Raw genomic sequence first — 20,728 nt, 5'->3', positions numbered from 1 at the left:
ACCATGCCGAGAGAGACCGCTCCCCATATTTTGATCGTTGAGGCCCGCTTCTACGACGACATGGCAGACGCCCTGCTCGAAGGTGCGACCTTCGCATTGGAACAGGCCGGCGCCACCTTCGAAGTCGTTACCGTTCCCGGCGCACTGGAAATTCCGGCGGCAATTGCCATGTCGCTCGATGGAGACGACAATGGCGGAACGCATTATGATGGCTATGTCGCGCTCGGCATGGTCATTCGCGGCGAGACCTACCACTTCGATATCGTGTCGAATGAATCCTCGCGCGCTTTGATGGATCTTGCGGTCAGTGAGTCGCTTGCCATCGGCAACGGCATTCTGACCGTCGAGAACGACGAACAGGCATGGGCGCGCGCGCGCCGCTCGGATAAGGACAAGGGCGGATTTGCCGCTCGCGCGGCTCTGACGATGATCGAGCTGAAGCAGAAACTGGGTGCATAACGAATGAACGACGACAAGACGGAACGGCCGGTCAAGACTGCAAACCAGCGGGGCGCTGCCCGCCTTGCTGCCGTTCAGGCACTGTATCAGATGGATGTCGGCGGCACCGGCGTTCTGGAAATCGTCGCCGAATACGAGGCGCACCGTCTCGGCCAGGAACTCGACGGCGCGACCTATCTGAAGGCCGATGCCGGCTGGTTCCGTTCCATCGTCTCCGGCGTCGTGCGCGATCAGGTCCGCCTCGATCCGCTGATTGCCGCGGCCCTGCAGGATGATTGGGCCTTGTCGCGCCTCGACAGCACCGTGCGCGCCATCCTGCGCGCCGGCGTCTTCGAGATCACAGACCGCAAGGACGTCCCGGTGGCGGTCATCGTTACCGAATATGTCGAGATCGCCCAGGCCTTCTTCGATGACGACGAGCCGAAGCTCGTCAATGCGGTGCTCGACCGTATTGCAAAGCAGGTGCGCGGCGAGACGAAGAAGTAAGTCTTTAGCCGCCAAACAATCTCCCTAAGTCTTTCTTCGCACTGCAACGGTTTTCGCTCGTTGCGGTCTTGACGCCACGTGATCGACCACGCAATCTCCGCACCGCTTAGCTGTGGCATTTCTGTGGAGAGGAAGGCGATTCGGCGGCGTATCTGCCGGAGAAGGAGTGAGCTCCGGCCTATGGGAGGAAAGAGCGAAATGACGATTCTTTTATGCGTAATCGCATGCGGTCTGCTCTCGGTGGTCTATGCCGCCTGGGCAACCCGGTCGGTGCTTGCCGCCGATCAGGGCAACAGCCGCATGCAGGAGATCGCGGGCTATATCCGCGAAGGCGCTCAGGCCTATTTGACCCGCCAGTACAGAACCATTGCCCTTGTCGGCGTCGTCGTTTTCATCGCAGCCTGGCTGCTACTTTCCGCCGAGGCAGCCATCGGCTTCCTGATCGGCGCCGTACTATCAGGTGCTGCCGGCTTTATCGGCATGCATGTCTCCGTGCGCGCCAATGTGCGCACCGCCCAGGCGGCCTCCGCCAGCCTTTCCGCCGGCCTAGACATCGCCTTCAAGTCAGGTGCGATCACCGGCATGCTGGTGGCCGGCCTCGCACTGCTCGGCGTCTCCATCTACTATACCATTTTGACCGTTGGCCTCGGCCATGAGAGCGGTTCGCGCGAAGTCATCGATGCGCTGGTGGCGCTCGGCTTCGGCGCTTCGCTGATTTCGATCTTCGCCCGTCTCGGCGGCGGCATCTTCACCAAGGGCGCCGATGTCGGCGGCGACCTCGTCGGCAAGGTGGAAGCCGGCATTCCCGAGGACGATCCGCGCAACCCGGCAACGATTGCCGATAACGTTGGCGACAATGTCGGCGACTGCGCCGGCATGGCCGCCGACCTCTTTGAAACCTATGCGGTTTCCGTCGTCGCCACCATGGTTCTTGCCGCGATATTCTTTGCCGGCGCGCCGATCCTCCAGTCGGCGATGATCTATCCGCTGGCGATCTGCGGCGCCTGCATCATCACCTCGATCATCGGCACCTTTTTCGTCAAGCTCGGCTCGAACGGCTCGATCATGGGCGCTCTTTACAAGGGCCTTATCGTTACCGGTCTGCTGTCGATCGTCGGTCTTGGCGCCGCCACCTCGCTGACGGTTGGCTGGGGCTCGCTCGGCACGGTTGGAGGCGTCGACATTTCAGGCACGCACCTCTTCTTCTGCGGCATCGTCGGTCTTGTCGTCACCGCGCTGATCGTGGTGATCACCGAATATTATACCGGCACGGGCAAGCGCCCGGTCGTTTCAATCGCCCAGGCCTCGGTCACCGGTCACGGCACCAATGTCATCCAGGGCCTGGCCGTCTCGCTGGAATCGACGGCACTGCCGGCGATCGTCATCGTTGGCGGCATTCTCGCCACCTACCAGCTCGGCGGCCTTTTCGGCACCGGCATTGCAGTGACCGCGATGCTCGGCATTGCCGGGATGATCGTCGCGCTCGACGCCTTCGGACCGGTGACGGACAATGCCGGCGGTATCGCCGAAATGTCGCATCTGCCGCCGGAAGTGCGCAAATCCACGGATGCGCTCGATGCTGTCGGCAATACGACCAAAGCCGTCACCAAGGGTTATGCCATCGGTTCGGCCGGTCTCGGCGCCCTGGTTCTCTTCGCAGCCTACTCCTACGACCTCAAATATTTTGCGGCGAATGGCGACAAGTTCCCTTATTTCGCCGGCATAGGCGATATTTCCTTCGATCTTTCCAACCCCTATGTGGTGGCGGGATTGATCTTCGGCGGCCTCGTTCCTTACCTCTTCGGCGGCATCGCAATGACGGCCGTCGGCCGTGCGGCCGGTGCGATCGTCGAAGAAGTTCGCCGTCAGTTCAAGGAAAAGCCGGGCATCATGCAGGGCACGGAAAAGCCGGATTACGGCAGGGCCGTCGACCTTCTGACCAAGGCCGCAATCCGCGAGATGATCGTGCCGTCGCTGCTGCCGGTGCTGGCGCCGATCGTCGTTTATTTCGGCGTGCTGCTCATCTCCGGCTCCAAGGCCTCGGCCTTTGCCGCGCTTGGCGCATCGCTGCTCGGCGTCATCATCAACGGCCTCTTCGTCGCCATCTCGATGACATCGGGCGGCGGCGCCTGGGACAATGCCAAGAAGAGCTTCGAGGACGGGTTCGTCGACAAGGATGGCGTGCGTCACATGAAGGGCTCCGATGCGCACAAGGCGTCGGTCACCGGCGATACGGTCGGCGATCCCTACAAGGACACTGCGGGTCCCGCCGTCAACCCGGCGATCAAGATCACCAACATCGTCGCGCTGCTGCTGCTCGCCGTTCTCGCCGGATAAACAGCGCCGGCCGGTTAGGTACGGTAAGCGTCAAGTCGGAGCAGCGATCATTAAAAAACCCGCCGGAGCGATCCGGCGGGTTTTTCGTATGAGGCGTATCGGGTCAGCGCAGGCTGCTCGGATTTTGTGGCGTGCCGCCGGCGCCGCCACCGAACAGGCTGCGGGCGGCGCTCGCGGCGCTGCCGCCGGAGAGCATCTGCTGCAGGAAGGTGAGTTCCTTGCCGCCGGTCGGCGTGACGCGCCCGATCGAGTCGAACACCTTGCCGTCCTGCAGCGTATAGTTGGCGCGGCGGCTGACGACGCTGTCCTTGTCGAAATAGATCGCCAGGACGCTCTGGTCGACGACCTTCAGTTTCTGGAAGGCGACCGCACGCGTGCGCCGCTGCGAGATATAATAGAAGACTTCGCCGTCGAAGGTCGCCGTCGTCGACGGGGTGCCGAGCGAAAGCAGCACCTGCTCGCGGCTCGATCCTTCCGGAACGAGGTTCAGCGACTGCTGGTCGGCGACGTATCCGCCATTGAGCACGGTGCTGGTCTGGCAACCGGAAAGAGCTGATGTGGAGGCGATTATAAAGGCAATGGCCGCGCTGCTGAAGAACTTCACGTCAGACTTGAAATACCGTTTCTTCAACGACATCTACTCCCTTGAGTGTCGATAAGCAGCCATTTGGGGCCTTGCACGCATTACCTCCTGCAAAACCATTGTGGCCATTCCGGGTCGAATGTCCCGAATTCGCTTCGCTGACGCATCGAGGGCGTCGTCCCGAAACTGGCCACGATCGGCATTGCAATTCGCGCCTGCTTCGGTAAACCAGCTTTTCAAATCATGCAACAAGGCCAGAGGCCAGCCGGCGTGAAGAATGAGGCATTTCCGGAAAAAACAATGATCTTCGGGCTGTTCCGTAAGAAAAACAACAATCAGGCAATCGTCGACAGGCAATATGCGGTGCTGACGGCGGCCGCGCGCATGCCGGAGATTTATGAGCGGCTCAATGTGCCGGATACGGTCATGGGCCGTTTCGAGATGCTGTCGATCGCCATGATTCTATTTTTTCGCCGCACGCGCAGCTCCGCCACCAGCGGCCAGGAGATCGCCCAGGAGATCGTCGACGCCTTCTTCCAGGATATCGACTACTCGATCCGCGAACTCGGCATCGGCGACAACAGCGTGCCGAAGCGCATGAAGAAGCTCGCCGGCATGTTTTACGGCCGGCTCGAAGCCTATTCGAAGGCGATGGATACCGGCGATACTGAAGCGCTCGCTCTCGCGCTCACGCGCAATATCTATCCGGAAAGCCCGGTGCCGGCCGATATGTCCGGCCTCGCCGGATGGATGATGGCCGCGGAAGCGCATTTGTCGGCCCTATCGGAAGAGGAGATCGCCACCGGTTCGGCAACGCTCCCGCCGGTCGCCAGCCCACCTGTCGCTTGAGGAGGAATCATGAAGAACGATCGGGACGATGTTCCCTTCTCCTATCACGTCAAGGTCGGCCATATCTCGGCCAACCCGGTCGAGGTCCATGTCGAGGCCGACGCAAACGAATTGAAGGCGCTGGCCGCGAGCTGGAATGTCGTCTCAGTCGACGATCTCAGCGCCGATCTGCAGATCGCCCGCTGGAAGCGTGACGGCGTGCGCATCAAGGGCCGCGTGAAGGCGAAGATCGTCCAATCCTGCGTGGTGACGCTGGAGCCGGTCGAATCCGCCATCGACGAGAGCTTCGAGCAGATCTTCGTGCCGGAGGGTTCCAAGCTTGCCCGCCAGGCCGGCAATGATGCCGGCGAGATGTTGCTCGATCCCGACGGTCCCGATCTGCCCGAGACCTTTGTCGGCGATACGATCGATGCGGGCGAGGTGGTTGCCGAATTCGCCGCTCTCGCGATCGATCCCTATCCGCGCAAGGGGGGCATCGAATTCGCAGGCCATATCGAGGATAGCGGCGAGGACGACAAAAAGCCTTCGGCTTTCGCGGCCCTCAAGGATTGGAAAAAGGACTGAAGCGCCTCTGGCATTTGACATAATTCAGTTGTAAGCGACGCCAAAACCGGTATTTTGGCCGAAATTTCGCCCTCGGCGAAAAGAAGGATCAGGGACGCGTGATCAGAATATCTCTCGACCTCATGGGTGGCGACTTTGGTCCCCAGGTTGTCATCCCCGGCGCCGCCAAGGCGCTGGATCGGCATCCGGATATTTCCTTCGTTTTCTACGGTCTCAAGGAACAATGCGATCCGGTCCTTGCCAAGTTTCCGAAGCTTAAGGAAAAATCGGTATTTCATGATTGCGAGCTCGCGGTTAGCATGGAAGAGAAGCCGAGCCAGGCGTTGCGCCGCGGCCGCTATATCTCCACCATGTGGCGCTCGATCGAGGCGGTGAAGACGGGTGAAGCCGACGTCGCCGTCTCAGCCGGCAATACCGGCGCGCTGATGGCAATGGCGAAGTTCTGTCTGCGCACCATGGCCAATATCGAGCGCCCGGCGATCGCCGCGATCTGGCCGACGCTGAAAGGCGAGAGCATCGTGCTCGACGTTGGTGCGACGATCGGCGCCGATGCGCAGCAGTTGATGGATTTTGCCCTGATGGGCGGCGCCATGGCGCGGGCGCTGTTCGAGGTCGAACGGCCGACCGTCGGTCTACTGAACGTCGGCGTCGAGGAGATGAAGGGCCAGGAAGAGGTCAAGGAGGCCGGCCGGCTGTTGCGCGAGGCGAACATCGATTCGCTCGAATATTCCGGCTTCGTCGAGGGCAATGACCTTGGCAAGGGCACGGTCGACGTCGTCGTCACCGAAGGGTTCTCAGGCAATATCGCGCTGAAGACGGCCGAAGGCACCGCCAAGCAGATCGGCGAATATCTGCGCGCTGCCATGTCGCGCACGCTGCTCGCCCGCATCGGCTATCTCTTCGCCAAAAGCGCCTTCGACATGCTTCGCGAGAAGCTCGATCCGAGCAAGGTCAATGGCGGCGTGTTTCTCGGCCTGAACGGCATCGTCATCAAGAGCCATGGCGGCGCGAATGCCGAAGGCATCGCCGCTGCCATCGAAGTCGGCTACGACATGGCCAAGAACGGCCTTAATCAGAAAATAGAAAACGATCTTAAGAAATATCATGCCAAGCGGCTGCCCCCGATGGGCCCGGAAGCTGCATGAGCAATGGGGTTCAATCGAATATGATCCGTTCAGTGGTTCGCGGGTTCGGAGCCGCACTTCCGAAGCGCGTAATGACCAATGGTGACATGGAGGCGATCGTCGATACGTCGGACGAATGGATCGTCCAACGCACCGGCATCCGCCAGCGTTATGTCGCCGGCGACGAAGAGACGACGGCATCGCTCGGCGAGGCTGCCGCGCGTGCTGCCCTTGCCAATGGCGGCCTGACGCCAGCCGATATCGATCTGATCATCTGCGCCACCTCGACGCCTGACAACACCTTTCCGGCAACCTCGGTCAACATCCAGAACCGCCTCGGCATGAGCCACGGCTTTGCCTTCGACGTCCAGGCCGTCTGCACCGGTTTCGTCTATGCGGTTACGACAGCGGATGCCTATATCCGCGGCGGCCTTGCCAAGCGCGTTCTCGTTATTGGCGCTGAAACCTTTTCACGCATTCTCGACTGGAACGACCGCACCACCTGCGTGCTGTTCGGCGATGGCGCCGGTGCGATCGTGCTCGAAGCGACGGAAGGCGAGGGCACCGTTGCCGATCGCGGCGTACTGACGGCGCATCTGCGCTCCGACGGCTCGCACAAGGACAAGCTTTATGTCGATGGCGGGCCGTCGTCGACGGGCACCGTCGGCAAGCTGCGCATGGAAGGCCGCGAGGTCTTCAAATACGCCGTCGGCATGATCACCGATGTCATTCAGGCTGCCTTCGATGCGACCGGCACCACCGCCGACGACCTCGACTGGCTGGTGCCGCATCAGGCCAATCGGCGCATTATCGACGGTTCGGCCAAGAAGCTGAACATCGATGCGGCGAAGGTCGTCATCACGGTCGATCTGCACGGCAATACCTCGGCGGCCTCGATCCCGCTCGCCCTTGCGACCGCTGCCGGCGACGGCCGCATCAAGAAGGGCGACCTGGTGATGCTCGAGGCGATGGGCGGCGGCTTCACCTGGGGCGCCGTTCTGCTGCGCTGGTAGGCGTAAATCCAAAAAACTGGCGGCGAACAAGAGCTTGACCGTAAGGCGCAAGACAAATACTCTTTGCGCGATTTCACAAAATATTTGTAATGGGCGGGGAAACCATGACCGGAAAGACAGTGACGCGAGCAGACCTGGCGGAATCCGTTTTCCGCAAGGTTGGGCTTTCCCGGACCGAATCTGCGGAACTTGTGGAAACCGTCATCGACGAAGTTTGCAACGCCATCGTGCGGGGTGAAACCGTCAAGCTGTCCTCTTTCGCCACCTTCCAGGTGCGCGACAAGAACGAGCGGATCGGCCGCAACCCGAAGACCGGCGAGGAGGTTCCGATTTCTCCCCGCCGGGTCATGACTTTCAAGGCGTCGAACGTGCTGAAGACGCGTATCCTCAAGGCGCATGTCTCCCGCAAGGTCAAGCTGAAGCCGCAAAATCCGGCATCCTGATCATCGGCTTCCCGTCTTTAAACGGTGTTTTTTCCCTTCGCACCGTGCTGCGTTGTGCGCAACGTCGAGACATGACTTGAATTGTCGGCGCCAAACCGTTGAAATATGATGAGTCGCCGTAAGATCGAGCCGCGAGGTCGCGTAGCAGTATGACGTTGGACAAGAGCCCCGATGCCTTTCGCACCATCAGCGAAGTCGCAGACGATCTTGATCTGCCGCAGCATGTGCTGCGCTTCTGGGAGACGCGTTTTCCCCAGATAAAGCCGATGAAGCGCGGCGGCGGCCGTCGCTACTACCGGCCCGAGGATGTGGATCTCCTCAAGGGCATCCGGCATTTGCTCTATGATCACGGTTATACGATCAAGGGTGTGCAGAAGCTTCTGAAAACCAACGGCAACAAGTTCGTCATATCGGTCGGCCACGGCGATCTCGCTAGTGTCGAGGCGCTTGCGTCGGGTGTGCAGGAGGCGAGCGCCGGGGAACCGCGCGTCGGCATGGCCGATGATGACCAGATTGTCGGCCGCGCCAAGCCGCCGATTACCCGCCGCTTCTTCAATTTTGTGGCTGGTGAGGACGAGCAGGAAGTCTCGATCGGCAAGTCAAGCGTCGGCAAGGAAGACAGGGCATTGCTGCAGGAGGCGCTCTACGACCTGCTGGAGTGCAAACGTCTGCTCGATCAGGTGCGCTGACCGGAACTCTTTAATTTTATGCGCGTCGTTATCCCGGAATCGCTGCACGCTTCCCGGCAACATACGTCAGGTTTCAGTAAGCCGCTTCATCGTCTGTTCGAGTTCGCTGAGCTGGAAAGGTTTTTGCAGCACCGGCAATGCGGTCGGGCTGCTGCCGGCAGGGGCGGCGCCGTATCCCGTCGCGTAGACATAGGGTTTGCCGCGTTCGTCGAGCAGTTTTGCGACCGGCAGCGAGCTTTGACCGGCAAGCGAGACGTCGAGAATGGCAGCGTCGAATTCCGTGTCCCTGGCGGCTGCCAGCGCCCGTTCCAGATCGGGCGCGCTGGCGCAAACCCGATAGCCGAGATCGGCGAGCATATCCTCGAGCAGCATGGCAATCAGCGCATCGTCTTCGACGATGAATATGTCTTTCATGTTCGCGTCCACCCATTTCCCCTTGCCGGGCATGCGGATTTATGTGGACTCCATGCACGGCTCGTCAAGATGTCCTACCCGGTAGTGCGAGAAACAGCATATTGCCGGGTGAAATTCGATGTGTAAAAGCTGGAATGCCGCCTGCACAACGGCGGCTGCATAATTCCTTCAATAAGAATCGATTTTGGGATTAAACTCTGCAGCAATTCAAAGTGTTACGGCGCCATTTGCGCATCTGAAAAGACGCGGCGCCGTGAGGAGGGGTCTGGAATGGATTTGCTGAGTGCCACGGATTGGCTGCGCCATAGGCCGGGTTATACATATCCGTTGGCCGTTGCCTTCGTTGGCCTGACATTTCTTCTGAGGCTTGCCGTCAGCGACTATCTCTCCGGTTTTCCCTTCCTGAGCTTCCTTCCGGCGATATTGCTGGCGAGTTTCATAGGCGGCGCCGGGCCGGGCTTTGTCGCGGCAATACTGGCCGCCTTCATCGTCCAGCAGTTTTTCGTCGAGCCGCACAATATCTTCTGGCCGGTCAGCGCCGGCCAATGGGTTGGGCTGTCGACCTATCTCATCAATGCGGTCATCATCGTCGGGCTGATGGAGTTGATCATCAAGGCGCATGGCCGGCAGAGCCGGCTCCGCGACGAGCTCAACAGTTTCAACACGCGCCTCGAACAGACGGTGGTTCAGCGCACCGCCGAACTCAGGCACGAGATGGAAGAGAATGCCGCCGCACAGGCGCAGGTCCGCCAGTTGCAGAAGATGGAGACGATCGGTCAGCTCACAGGCGGCGTCGCGCATGATTTCAATAACATGCTGGCGATCATCATCGGCAACCTCGACCTCGCCCAGCGGCGCATGACGGGGCATGAGGATCCGCGCCTGCTGAATTCTATCCAGAATGCTAAAGACGGCGCCCAGAGGGCAGCGGTTCTGACCGCGCGCCTTCTCGCTTTCTCGCGCCAGCAGCCGCTTGCCCCTGAGGTGATCGATCTCAACAAGCTGGTCGGCGGCATGTCGGAGTTGCTGCGGCGTACCCTCGGCGAGCACATCCGGATCGAGACCGTGCTTGCTGGCGGCCTTTGGCCGAGTTTTGCCGATTTGAGCCAGCTTGAGAATGCCATCCTGAACCTTGCCGTCAACGCCCGCGACGCCATGCCCGGCGGCGGACATCTTACCATCGAGACCGCAAATACCGAACTCGACGAGCGATATTCCCGCATGCATTCGGAGGTCGAGGCCGGCCAATATGTAATGATCAGCATCACCGACACCGGCACCGGCATGTCGCCTGACGTGATCGACCGGGCATTCGACCCGTTCTACACCACCAAGGGTCCCGGCAAGGGCACTGGTCTCGGCCTCAGCCAGGTTTATGGCTACATCAAGCAGAGCGGTGGCCACATCAAGATCTATTCGGAGATCGACAGGGGCACGACGGTAAAAATCTACCTACCCCGGCATGTCGGGGCGACGGACGCCAGGTTCAATGCGGCTGGCGCCCAGCCTATTCCTCAGGGCAGCGTCAACGATACCATCCTGGTGGTGGAGGATGATGAGAACGTCCGCATGATGACCGCCGAAAGCCTGCATGAACTTGGTTACACCGTGTTGCAGGCGGCAAGCGGTATGGAGGCGCTTCTGCTTCTGGAAGAAAATCGGGAGGTCGATCTGATCTTCACCGATATCGTCATGCCGCAGATGAGCGGACGCCAGCTTGCCGATATTGTTCAGGAAAAATGGCCGGCGATCCGCATCCTCTACACGACGGGCTACACCCGCAATGCCATCGTCCATAACGGGGTGCTCGATCATGGTGTCTCCCTGCTAGCCAAGCCTTTCAGCCTGGAGCAGCTCGCCCACAAGATCCGCGAACTTCTGAATGTGCCGGCGAGAATGGAAGATGAGAGGACGTGAAGCCGCACCACGGCCGCACATCCACTGTTGGCGACCGCGTTATTCCAGAACCTGGATCACGCGGTGCGTCTTCGGCTCGACGATGACGCGCCGCTCATTGATGACAGTATAGCCATAGCCGTCAATATTCGGCACGGTATGTACTTCGACGGTATCGGGCAGCGTCGCGCCGACCGCGATATCGCCTTCATAGACGGCGGACGGCGTGTTTTGCTCCATCACATAGGTGCGAACTTCGCCCGGCAACACGACGGAGCCGGTCGGCGCGGGATCGGTGATGATGACAGTGCTCTGCGCGAAGGCGGCGGAGCTGATGGTCAGCACGGCGGCGGCAGCCAGCATGATGGTGCGCACGGGATGTTCTCCTTTTTAACCTAAGACATCAAGGCAACGCCGGCCGTACGGCATAGTTCCGCGCCGGCTCTTCTTGGCGGAAGGCAGGCGCCAGGCCTGCAAGATATTGCTAAACCAAATTATGCACCATACGGTTGATCTGTCCGAATCACGGTCAGTGCGAGTCCGTCCGGCGGCAGGGCCGGGTGTTTACTCTTCATTAACCATGTTGGCGATTTATACCCTGTGAACGGCCGTGTGGTCGTTGATTCGAAGGTCCGTCGCGTTTTGCGAATGGATATCTGGAAAGACGATTGCGGCGGCTCGAGACATGCGTTTGCGGAAGACGATATCGCTGGTGGCCGTATTGGGCATGATGGCCGGCTGTACGTCGACAGGCGGTGTGCGCGAGCCCTCCGGGCCGGAGACCGTGGCGCCTGAAAAGGCGCTGGTCCTGCCGCCGCCCGGCGGCCCGTCGATCGTCAGCGTCGTCGAGCGCAAGCGTGGCAACGGCGTCGAACAGACGGTTTCCTTGTTTACGTCATCCTCCGTCCCCGGCCAGAATTTCCTGAAGGTCCAGTTTTTCGGCGCATCCGGGGCCAACCCCGGCACCGGCAATGCCAGCTTCAGCATGATCAACGAGAGCGGCATTGCCCGCGAGGTGGCGCGCTCGGCCCCCGGCGTGCCCATGGCGACGTCGGCGACCTTCCTGCAGAACAGCTATGGCCCCTTCGGTTATGCCTCCGGCCGCAGCCGTGCCGGCGACACCTGCCTCTATGCCTGGCAGCAGATCCGCTCAAGCGTCAACGCCACCAGCCGGGCGCGCAACTTCGGCATGATCCAGCTGCGCCTGCGTCTCTGCGACGCGAACGCCAGCGAGCGCCAGCTGCTTAGCATCGTCTATGGTTACACCATAGTCGGTAGCTTCGACGGAGTGATCTGGAATCCTTACGGCAATCCGCCGCCCGCCGATGCCGCGCTGGGGCGCACCGGCGAGCCGATCTATCCTGACCAGGGCGGTTATCGCGCCAGCCCGATGCCGATCGGCTACGAGCCGGCGCCCGCCATTGTCAGCCGGCCGCGGGCGGTTTTGCCCCGCAGCGCTTCGACCCCGCAACCGGCGCAAGGCCCCGCACCGATGCCTCCGCCCATCGGCCCGCGTGTGCCGCTGCCCGGCGAGGCGCCGCAGGCGAGGGCAACGCCGGATGCGGCAGCCGCGCCGCCCGAACAACCGGTCGTACAATCCGCAAGAGCGATCGGCGTCGCTGTGCCATCGCCGGACTGCATAGGCGACGCGGCCATGACGGCCGCCTGCCGGAGATAGAGCATGATGCCGAAAAGTGTGGGTGGTTATCGGACGGCATCCTGTTCCAGTGAGCATACCCGGAGCGCCGAAGGGCGCCTCGGTTGAGCAATTTCGAAGGAACGTCGATGCGCAAAGCCCGCAGTGTCTTTATCTGGGCCGTGGTTTCGCTCTGCATGATCGTGCTGATCACGTTGCCGGTCAATTTGCAGACGCAGCTCATCACTAGCATCACGGTCGTGACGGTGATGGCGCTGATCAAGATTTTCAAGGGCGAGGGGACCTGGCGCCTGGTGGCGCTCGCCTTCGGCACCTCGATCGTGCTGCGCTACGTTTATTGGCGCACCACCAATACGCTGCCGCCGGTGAACCAGCCTGAGAATTTCATTCCGGGCCTGCTGCTCTATCTTGCCGAAATGTATAGCGTCGCGATGCTGGCGCTCAGCCTGTTCATTGTCGCCACGCCGCTGCCGCCGCGCCCCTCGCGTGCCGCCAATCCCGGGCGTTTGCCGCATGTCGATGTCTTCGTACCGTCCTATAACGAGGATGCCGGGCTTCTCGGCAACACGCTGGCTGCCGCCAAGGCCATGGATTATCCGGCCGACAAGCTGCATGTCTGGCTGCTCGACGACGGCGGCACCTTGCAGAAGCGTAACTCCGGCAAGTTGCTCGAGGCCCAAGCGGCGGCCGCCCGCCATATCGAACTGAAGCAGCTTTGCGAAGACCTCGACGTTCACTATCTTACGCGCGACCGCAACGAGCACGCCAAGGCCGGCAATCTCAACAATGGTATGAAACATTCGACCGGCGAACTGATCGCCGTCTTCGATGCCGATCACGCGCCGGCCCGCGATTTCCTGCTCGAAACCGTCGGTTACTTCGAAGACGATCCGAAGCTTTTCCTCGTCCAGACCCCGCATTTCTTCATCAATCCCGATCCGCTGGAGCGCAACCTGCGGACCTTCGACAAGATGCCGAGCGAGAACGAAATGTTCTACGGCATCATCCAGCGCGGCCTTGATAAATGGAACGCTGCCTTCTTCTGCGGCTCGGCCGCGGTCCTGAGCCGCAGGGCGCTTGAATCCCAGAACGGCTTTTCCGGCGTCAGCATCACCGAAGACTGCGAGACGGCCCTGGCGCTCCACGGCAGCGGCTGGAACAGCATCTATGTCGACAAACCGCTGATCGCCGGCCTGCAGCCCGCCACCTTCGCAAGTTTCATCGGCCAGCGCAGCCGCTGGGCGCAGGGCATGATGCAGATCCTGCGCTTCCGCTTCCCGCTGCTGAAGCGCGGCCTGTCGATCCCGCAGCGCCTCTGCTACATGTCCTCCACGCTTTTCTGGCTCTTTCCGTTCCCGCGCACCATCTTCCTGTTTGCGCCGCTCTTCTATTTGTTCTTCGATCTGGAAATCTTCACCGCCTCCGGCGGCGAATTCCTTGCCTATACGCTGGCCTACATGCTGGTGAACCTGATGATGCAGAACTACCTCTACGGGTCGTTCCGCTGGCCGTGGATTTCCGAACTCTACGAATATGTCCAGAGCGTGCATCTGCTGCCGGCGGTCGTCTCCGTCATGCTCAATCCGAGAAAGCCGACCTTCAAGGTCACCGCCAAGGACGAATCGATCGCGGTCAGCCGCCTGTCGGAGATCAGCCGCCCCTTCTTCGTCATCTTTGCGGTGCAGATCGTCGCGCTCATCATCACTATCTACAGAATCTATGCCGAGCCCTATAAGGCCGACGTCACGCTCGTCGTCGGCGGCTGGAACCTCATCAACCTGATCATGGCCGGCTGCGCGCTCGGTGTCGTGTCTGAGCGCGGCGAACGCGCCTTGTCTCGCCGCGTACGCGTCAACCGTCGCTGCGAATTCGGCGCCAACGGCAAGTGGTATGCCGCTTCGATCGAGGATGTCTCCGTCCATGGCGCCAGGCTTCACATCTTCAACAAGCAACTCGATGAGATGCTGGTCGGCGCCCTCGGCGAAATCCGCTTCCGGCCTTATAGCGGCGCGGAACTGGAAACCTTGCCGCTCATCGTCCGCAATATCGAGCCGTCAGGCGACATCAGCAATGTCGGCTGCCAGTACGTGCCGAAAAGCGCGCTCGACCACCGCCTGATCGCCGACTTGATGTTTGCCAACTCAGGCCAGTGGACCGAATTCCAGGCCTCGCGCCGTCACAATCCCGGCCTGATCCGTGGCACCATCTGGTTCCTCGGCCTGGCGTTCTACCAGACGAGCCGCGGCCTCATTTACTTCTTCCGCAGCATGCGGCCGGAACGGGAAGCCCGGCAGCAGGCAGCAAAGGTCAACGCCGGATGAGAAGCATCGTCGCCGCCTCGCTTCTGCTGCTGAATGCCTCCGTCTTCGCCCAGGCGCAGACGGCACCTTTCGACATGTCCGGCGAGCGGCCGCCCGGCGTCTCCGTTACTCCGAGATTGACACCGCCAGTGCCGCCGGCAGCGACCGCGCCGGTTCCGGTCACGCCTCCGGTTTCCGTGTTGCCGGCACCTGCACCCCAGGCCGCTCCCGCTCCTGCACCAGTCCCCCCGGCAATCTCCGTTCAGCCGCAGCCGCCCGCGCTGCAGCCAGCCGCGGCGGCAAATACGGCTCTGGTTCAGCGCGCCGGCAGTGTCCGTCGCTATGTGGTGCCCTTTTCGAAGCTCGGTCTCAGCGGCGAATATGACCGGCGGTCATGGTCCGTCTATCTGACGCCGGAACAAGCGGCAGCCAAGGCGAGCTTCACCTTCGCCTATCAGAATTCGATCGTCGTCGCGCCCGAGGCCTCGGCGCTGACAGTCTATCTCAATAATCGCCCGATCGGCCAGCAGCGGGTCGGCTCGCCGGACGGCCTGTCGGCCGTCACCTTCGAGGTTCCGCCAGGCCTGCTGCAGCCGGGCGCCAATGTCGTCACCTTTGAAGCCGCTCAGCGCCACCGCACCGATTGCAGCATCCAGTCCACCTATGAATTGTGGTCGAATATCGATCCGGCCGGAACCTATTTGAGTTTTGCCGGCAGTGATGCCGCGGAGCCGGCGAGCGCCGATGCTATCCGCGCCATCGGCGTCGACGGCGCCGGCAAGACCGAGTTCGACATCGTCGTCCCGGCGCTGGAGCAGCCGGGCACCACCAAGCCGCTGCTGCGGCTGGCGCAGGGCCTGTCTGTGCTGAGCAGCATGCCGAACCAGATTTTCGCCTTCAGCACCTCCTCGCTTCCGGCCGGCGGGCCCGGTAAGCTCAGCGTACTCGTCGGCACCGCGGCGGAACTGCGGCCGCTCTTTCCCGGCTTGCCGCCCGGCGCCGAAAGTGCGGCACTCGCCACTTTCGTCACCAATCCGGGCAGCGGCTCGCCGGTGCTTCTGATCAGCGGCCCCTCCTGGCAGGCGGTCTCCTCGGCGATCGATACCATCGTCTCGCCGACGGACAGATCCGCAGATGTCCGCCGCGACGCGCTGACCACCGAGCGCTGGAGCGCGCCGAATGCGCCGCTGATCTTTTCCGATACGAACATCGCTTTGTCTCAGCTTGGCGTGAAGACCACCGAATTCTCCGGCCGGCGGTTGCGGACCAGCTTCAATCTTGCCGTGCCGGCGGATTTTTACGCCAATGCCTATGGCGAGGCGAAGGTGTTGCTCGACGCCGCCTATACCCACAACGTTCTGCCCGGCAGTCACATCGATATCTACGTCAACGACAATATCGCCTCCACCGTGCCGATCACCACGACAACGGGCGGTATCCTGCGCCATCTGCCGATCCGCGTGACGATGCGGCACGTCAAGCCCGGCCTGAATACGGTGGCGATCGAGGCGATCCTGATGACCAAGGACGATGCGGCTTGCGCGCCGGGCGCCACCGCCGCCGCCAACCCCCGCTTTGCCCTGTTCGATACCTCCGAGCTGCACATGCCGGATTTCGCCCGTGTCGGTCAGCGGCCAAATCTGGCTGCCATGGCCGGCACCGCCTATCCCTACGGTCGTTCCACGGAGCCGATGCCGCTGTTCATCGACCGTGTCGATGCCGACACGCTTTCGGCCGCCGCCACCCTGCTTGGCCAGATGGCGATCATGGCCGGCCATCCGATCCCTGTGGAAACAGTCGCCTCGCCGAATACGATCGGCGATCGTGACGCCATCTTCATCGGTTCCATCTCGCAGATGCCGACAACCGCGCTGTCGCAGACCAATATATCAACGGCGAGCCAGGCCTCGTGGCGTCCGGTGACGGATGCGCAGACGGGTGTCGTCGACACCGGTACGGCCTTCGAGGAATGGAATTCCAAGGTCAGTGGCGGTGTCTTGCGCAGTCGGATGACCGCTTTCCGCGAGTGGCTGTGGCGCAATTTCGATATATCCCGCAGTTCGCTGCAATTCGCGCCGGGCGCCGAAGAAATCTTTACGCCGCCCAACACCGCCTCGCTTCTGGTGGCCCAGGGCTCCAGCCCGGCGGGAGCAGGCTCCTGGACCGTGGTGGCGGCGCCATCGGCGAAGGATTTGCGCGAAGGGGTGGAGGTTCTGACCTCGCAGCTGAACTGGCCGCAAATATCAGGCCACATCACCACCTATTCCAGCAAGACCGGCAAGATCGAGGCGGTGCCGGTCACCCGTTTTGATTTCGTGCCGTCGACACCCTGGTCGATCGCCAACTACCGCCTGATCGCCGCTAACTGGTTGTCGACGAATATCCTCTCTTATGCCTCGCTGCTCGTCGTCTTCGTGCTCCTGATCGGTGTCACCACGTCGAAGATGCTCAAAAAGCTGGGCCGGTCGAAATGAGGCGGTGGCGCGCGTTCCTGCTGGCGGCAACGGTCGCGATTGCACCGGGCCTGCCCGCCACTGCGCAGCAGGCGATGATCAATGCCGGCGCATGGTCGGCCTACAAGGCGAAGTTTCTCGATCCGACCGGCCGCATCGTCGACAACGGCAACGGCAACATCAGCCACAGCGAAGGGCAGGGCTATGGCCTGCTGCTCGCCTACCTCGCAGCAAGCCCCGCCGATTTCGAGCAGATCTGGTATTTTACCCGCACCGAGTTGCTGTTGCGCGACGATGGCCTGGCCGTCTGGAAATGGGATCCGAACGTCAAGCCGCACGTGGCCGACACCAACAATGCCACCGATGGCGACATGTTGATCGCCTATGCGCTGGCGCTGGCCGGAACGACCTGGAAACGGGAAGACTATATCCTCGCTGCCTCCCGCATGGCGCAGGCACTGCTTGCCGAAACCGTCGGCAGCTCGCAGGGCCGCACCTTGCTGATGCCGGGGACCGAAGGTTTTACCGGCAGCGACCGCGACGATGGTCCCGTTGTAAACCCATCCTACTGGATTTATGAGGCGATCCCGGTGATGTCAGCGCTCGCTCCGTCGGACGCCTGGCAAAAACTGTCGGACGACGGCGTGGAACTATTGAAGACGATGCAATTCGGCCCGCGCAAGCTGCCTGCCGAATGGGTGAGCCTGCACGACAAGCCGCGGCCGGCAGAGGGGTTCGATGCCGAATTCTCATATAACGCCATCCGCATCCCGCTCTATCTCGCGCGGGGCGGCATCACCGACAAGGCGCTGCTCATCCGCCTGCAAAAGGGGATGTCGCAAGACGGCGTTCCCGCCACCATCGACCTGACCACCGGCCGGCCGAAGACCGTTCTGTCGGACCCCGGTTATCGAATTGTTAACGATGTTGTGGCCTGTGTTGTCGATGGGACCAAGCTGCCGAACTCGGCGCTGCAGTTTGCCCCCGCACTCTATTATCCGTCCACCCTTCAACTGCTGGGGCTGGCCTATATCGGGGAGAAGCATCCAGAGTGTCTGTGAAGTCTTCTCTCGTGGCGGTTTCAGCGGCAGTGGTGGTGGCGAGCCTCGTCACCGGGCTGAAAGACCGTGCCGCGCTGCAGGAAAAGTTCGGCCTTGGCTCGGCCGGCAAGCCGGCGCCGGAGCTGATGATGATGGGCCGCATCAAGCCGACCGAGGCTGCCGGCAATTCCGAATTCAATGCGCAGCTTGTCGCCGACAAGATCGAGGCGATCACGTCCCCGCCGCCGTCAGCATCGGATACTTCAGATCCAAATGTTGTCGCGCAGCAGCCCGCACCGCTGCCATCAGCCGCGCCTCAAGCTGCGACCCCTTCTGCGCCTCAGCCGGCGCCGATCACGCCTCCCATCGTGTCCGAGACGCCGGCGCCGCAGCAGGCCGCCGCCCCGACGCAGCCTGCCGTCGACGAAAGCGCGCTTCGTTATTTCGCCAGCCGCGGCGACAAGGTGCGCCTCCAGGCTGAGATCTCCCGCCTTCAGGCGCTCTACCCGAATTGGGTTCCGCCGGCCGATCCGCTCGCCGTGCCGCAAAACGGCGACAAACAGCTGGAGGCCATGTGGCAGCTTTATTCCGACGGCCGCTATGCCGAGCTGCGCAAGGCGATCGCCGGCCGTCAGGCAGCCGATGCCGGATGGCAGCCGCCAGCCGATCTGCTCGACCGGCTCGATGTCGCCGAGGCCCGCGCCCGCCTCATCAACGCTTCCGACCTCAAGCAATATGCGACGGTGGTCGATATCGCCGCAACAACCCCGAGCCTCCTCACCTGCAGCGAGGTCGATGTCCTCTGGCGTGTCGCCGAAGCCTTCATCCAGACGAAGAGGGAGCAGCGCGGCCAGGACGCCTACAACTATATCCTGAAGAACTGCCCCAATCCGGCCGAGCGGCAGGCGACCGTCGAAAAGGCCTCGACACTGCTTGCCTACCAGCCGATGCAGGCGCTGCTTGCGCTGGAAAGACCGGCGTCCGACGGCAGTAGGGAATTCGAGGCGATCCGCGACAACCTCGCCCGACGCTTCATCGCCGAAGGCAATGACGATCCGAAGCTCGCCATCGCGCCCGATTACGTCGCCCGCCTCGAAAAACTCGCCGGGACCGAGGGACTTGCCTCGGATGCGCTGCTGCTCGGCTGGTACCAGCTTCGCCGCAACAATGATGCCGAGGCGGAGAAGTGGTTTCGCGCCGCCCGAGCCAAGCAGGATACTGCCGCCGCTTCGCAGGGGCTGGCGCTGGCGCTGATCGCCCGCAAGGCGCCTGAGGAAGCCGAGGACGTGATGTTCCGCTGGCGTGCCGATTCCGACGACGCGAGTGCCACCTATCTCGCGGCGACCGCCAATCTGATGGCGCTGCAGCCGCCGGCTGAACTCGCCGAAGACGTGCTGCATCGCATCGCCGCCGAGGTTATTGCCCGGAAATATGTGCCGACGGCGCAGCAGTTCGGCTGGTATGCCCGCTCGCTCAACCAGTTCCAGACCGCCGCGCGCTGGTTTGAGACCGCGCTGGTCTGGAAACCCGATGACGAGCCGTCGGCCTATGGCCTTGTCGTCACGCGCGAACAGCTGAGCGACCGCAAGGGTGTGCTCGACCTGCAGCGCGCCTGGGCCGGACGCTCGGACCGGATCACCAATCTCGAAGACACCTCCTCGCTGATACCGAATGCGCGCGTCCTGCCGCCGGAGAAGGGCGCACTTGCCCCGCAGCAACCGGCTCAGCCGACACAGCCGGCGCAACGCCCAGCTACGGCAAACGAGCCGCTTCCAGATGAACGCCAGCTGCAGCCGGGGCCTGACGTCGCCGTTCGCCCGGCAAGGCCGGCGATGCAGACGGTGACGGTTGCGCGCGGTCCGCGCCAGACACGCGGCTGCTCGACGACCATCGATGCGGCCCAGCTCAGCCGGGCCAATGCGCTGTCGCGCGGCTGGTGCCTGATGGATATCAATCGGCCGATGGAGGCGATCTCGGCCTTCGAGACGGCATTGCAGAGCCCGGTCCGCAAGGACCGTGAAGACGCAGCCTACGGCCAGAGCCTTGCCTATCTGCGCGCCGGCCTCTCCAGCAACGCCGCCGTTGCCGCCACCAAGGCGCCGCAGAACCGCCAGCGGGCCGCCGAGCTCCAGATGGCGATCCTCGCCGACCGCGCGCTTTCGGCCTTCGACGCCGGGCGTTATCGCGAAACTCTGATCTATCTCGATCAGCGCGCCCAGCTGCAGCAGGAACGCATCGACCTGATGGTTCTGCGCGGCTACAGCTACTTCAATCTCAAAATGTATGGCGATGCGACCCGTATCTTTGAAGCCGCTGCCGCGACCGGCAGCCGCGACGCCGCACGCGGTCTGGCCGACGTTCGCAACGTCACCCACCCTGATGTCAATGACTAGCGTTGACGTCGACGTCAACGCTAGTCGT

General features: G+C 62.1%; 18 protein-coding genes. 15 read left to right on the top strand and 3 right to left on the bottom strand.

All coding sequences use genetic code 11. The annotated features are described in order from the left end of the window. Positions 1–3 precede the first annotated feature (3 nt). The 3 genes from ribH to FFM81_RS13470 all read left to right on the top strand — a co-directional run bounded on the left by ribH (position 4) and on the right by FFM81_RS13470 (position 3,282). Positions 4–459 (top strand): 6,7-dimethyl-8-ribityllumazine synthase, encoded by a 456-nt coding sequence (ribH, locus tag FFM81_RS13480; protein ID WP_003574043.1) that lies wholly within the window; start codon positions 4–6, stop codon positions 457–459. Positions 460–462: 3 nt separating this feature from the next. Beyond that, on the top strand, positions 463–945 hold the full coding sequence (gene nusB / locus FFM81_RS13475; RefSeq protein WP_003574041.1) for a transcription antitermination factor NusB: 483 nt from the start codon (positions 463–465) through the stop codon (positions 943–945). A 198-nt stretch (positions 946–1,143) separates the two neighbouring features. Further along, positions 1,144–3,282, top strand: a complete 2,139-nt coding sequence (locus FFM81_RS13470) for a sodium-translocating pyrophosphatase (protein WP_003574040.1) — start codon at positions 1,144–1,146, stop codon at positions 3,280–3,282. A gap of 103 nt (positions 3,283–3,385) precedes the next feature. Here the strand turns inward: FFM81_RS13470 and FFM81_RS13465 are convergent, their stop codons facing one another. Further along, positions 3,386–3,919 (bottom strand): outer membrane protein assembly factor BamE, encoded by a 534-nt coding sequence (locus tag FFM81_RS13465; RefSeq protein WP_003574038.1) that lies wholly within the window; start codon positions 3,917–3,919, stop codon positions 3,386–3,388. Positions 3,920–4,108: 189 nt separating this feature from the next. Here FFM81_RS13465 and FFM81_RS13460 point away from each other — a divergent pair, with 189 nt between their 5' ends. The 6 genes from FFM81_RS13460 to FFM81_RS13435 all read left to right on the top strand — a co-directional run bounded on the left by FFM81_RS13460 (position 4,109) and on the right by FFM81_RS13435 (position 8,547). Then, the gene (locus FFM81_RS13460) at positions 4,109–4,714 is read left to right on the top strand and encodes a ubiquinol-cytochrome C chaperone family protein (protein ID WP_138384836.1); all 606 of its coding nucleotides are present in this window, start codon (positions 4,109–4,111) and stop codon (positions 4,712–4,714) included. 9 nt (positions 4,715–4,723) lie between these two features. Further along, positions 4,724–5,278 carry a YceD family protein gene (locus tag FFM81_RS13455; RefSeq protein WP_138384837.1) on the top strand — a complete coding sequence of 185 codons (555 nt, stop codon included), beginning with the start codon at positions 4,724–4,726 and terminating at the stop codon, positions 5,276–5,278. Between the two features lie 98 nt (positions 5,279–5,376). After that, positions 5,377–6,423 (top strand): phosphate acyltransferase PlsX, encoded by a 1,047-nt coding sequence (gene plsX, locus FFM81_RS13450; protein WP_003574032.1) that lies wholly within the window; start codon positions 5,377–5,379, stop codon positions 6,421–6,423. A gap of 20 nt (positions 6,424–6,443) precedes the next feature. Further along, positions 6,444–7,415, top strand: coding sequence for a beta-ketoacyl-ACP synthase III (locus tag FFM81_RS13445; RefSeq protein ID WP_025415844.1), 972 nt, complete (start codon positions 6,444–6,446; stop codon positions 7,413–7,415). A 104-nt stretch (positions 7,416–7,519) separates the two neighbouring features. Then, entirely contained in the window at positions 7,520–7,858 is a 339-nt protein-coding gene (locus FFM81_RS13440) for an integration host factor subunit alpha (protein ID WP_003574027.1), read from the top strand. A gap of 149 nt (positions 7,859–8,007) precedes the next feature. Then, entirely contained in the window at positions 8,008–8,547 is a 540-nt protein-coding gene (locus FFM81_RS13435) for a MerR family transcriptional regulator (RefSeq protein WP_138384838.1), read from the top strand. Positions 8,548–8,613: 66 nt separating this feature from the next. On the opposite strand, the gene FFM81_RS13430 is transcribed toward FFM81_RS13435, so the two are convergent. Continuing rightward, entirely contained in the window at positions 8,614–8,961 is a 348-nt protein-coding gene (locus tag FFM81_RS13430) for a response regulator (RefSeq protein WP_138384839.1), read from the bottom strand. A gap of 270 nt (positions 8,962–9,231) precedes the next feature. On the opposite strand from FFM81_RS13430, the gene FFM81_RS13425 reads away from it, so the two are divergent. Beyond that, positions 9,232–10,878, top strand: a complete 1,647-nt coding sequence (locus FFM81_RS13425; protein ID WP_138384840.1) for an ATP-binding protein — start codon at positions 9,232–9,234, stop codon at positions 10,876–10,878. Positions 10,879–10,917: 39 nt separating this feature from the next. Here the strand turns inward: FFM81_RS13425 and FFM81_RS13420 are convergent, their stop codons facing one another. Continuing rightward, positions 10,918–11,232 carry a DUF1236 domain-containing protein gene (locus FFM81_RS13420; RefSeq protein ID WP_025415847.1) on the bottom strand — a complete coding sequence of 105 codons (315 nt, stop codon included), beginning with the start codon at positions 11,230–11,232 and terminating at the stop codon, positions 10,918–10,920. Between the two features lie 310 nt (positions 11,233–11,542). On the opposite strand from FFM81_RS13420, the gene bcsN reads away from it, so the two are divergent. From bcsN to FFM81_RS13395, 5 genes are all read left to right on the top strand, one after another. After that, a complete protein-coding gene (bcsN, locus tag FFM81_RS13415; protein WP_097535582.1) occupies positions 11,543–12,535 on the top strand; it encodes a cellulose biosynthesis protein BcsN in 993 nt (330 codons plus the stop codon). A gap of 107 nt (positions 12,536–12,642) precedes the next feature. Then, positions 12,643–14,835 (top strand): UDP-forming cellulose synthase catalytic subunit, encoded by a 2,193-nt coding sequence (bcsA, locus tag FFM81_RS13410; RefSeq protein WP_003574015.1) that lies wholly within the window; start codon positions 12,643–12,645, stop codon positions 14,833–14,835. Continuing rightward, on the top strand, positions 14,832–17,288 hold the full coding sequence (locus tag FFM81_RS13405) for a cellulose biosynthesis cyclic di-GMP-binding regulatory protein BcsB (protein WP_003574013.1): 2,457 nt from the start codon (positions 14,832–14,834) through the stop codon (positions 17,286–17,288). The genes bcsA and FFM81_RS13405 overlap by 4 nt, the downstream gene beginning before the upstream one ends. After that, positions 17,285–18,328 (top strand): family 8 glycosyl hydrolase, encoded by a 1,044-nt coding sequence (locus tag FFM81_RS13400; protein WP_003574011.1) that lies wholly within the window; start codon positions 17,285–17,287, stop codon positions 18,326–18,328. Before FFM81_RS13405 ends, FFM81_RS13400 begins: the two co-directional genes overlap by 4 nt. Next, positions 18,325–20,700 (top strand): cellulose synthase, encoded by a 2,376-nt coding sequence (locus FFM81_RS13395; protein WP_138384841.1) that lies wholly within the window; start codon positions 18,325–18,327, stop codon positions 20,698–20,700. The genes FFM81_RS13400 and FFM81_RS13395 overlap by 4 nt, the downstream gene beginning before the upstream one ends. Positions 20,701–20,728: the final 28 nt, after the last annotated feature.

The organism is Rhizobium hidalgonense, from assembly GCF_005862185.2.
GTDB classification, from domain to species: Bacteria; Pseudomonadota; Alphaproteobacteria; order Rhizobiales; family Rhizobiaceae; genus Rhizobium; species Rhizobium hidalgonense.
This window is presented reverse-complemented; position numbering and strand designations above follow the sequence as displayed.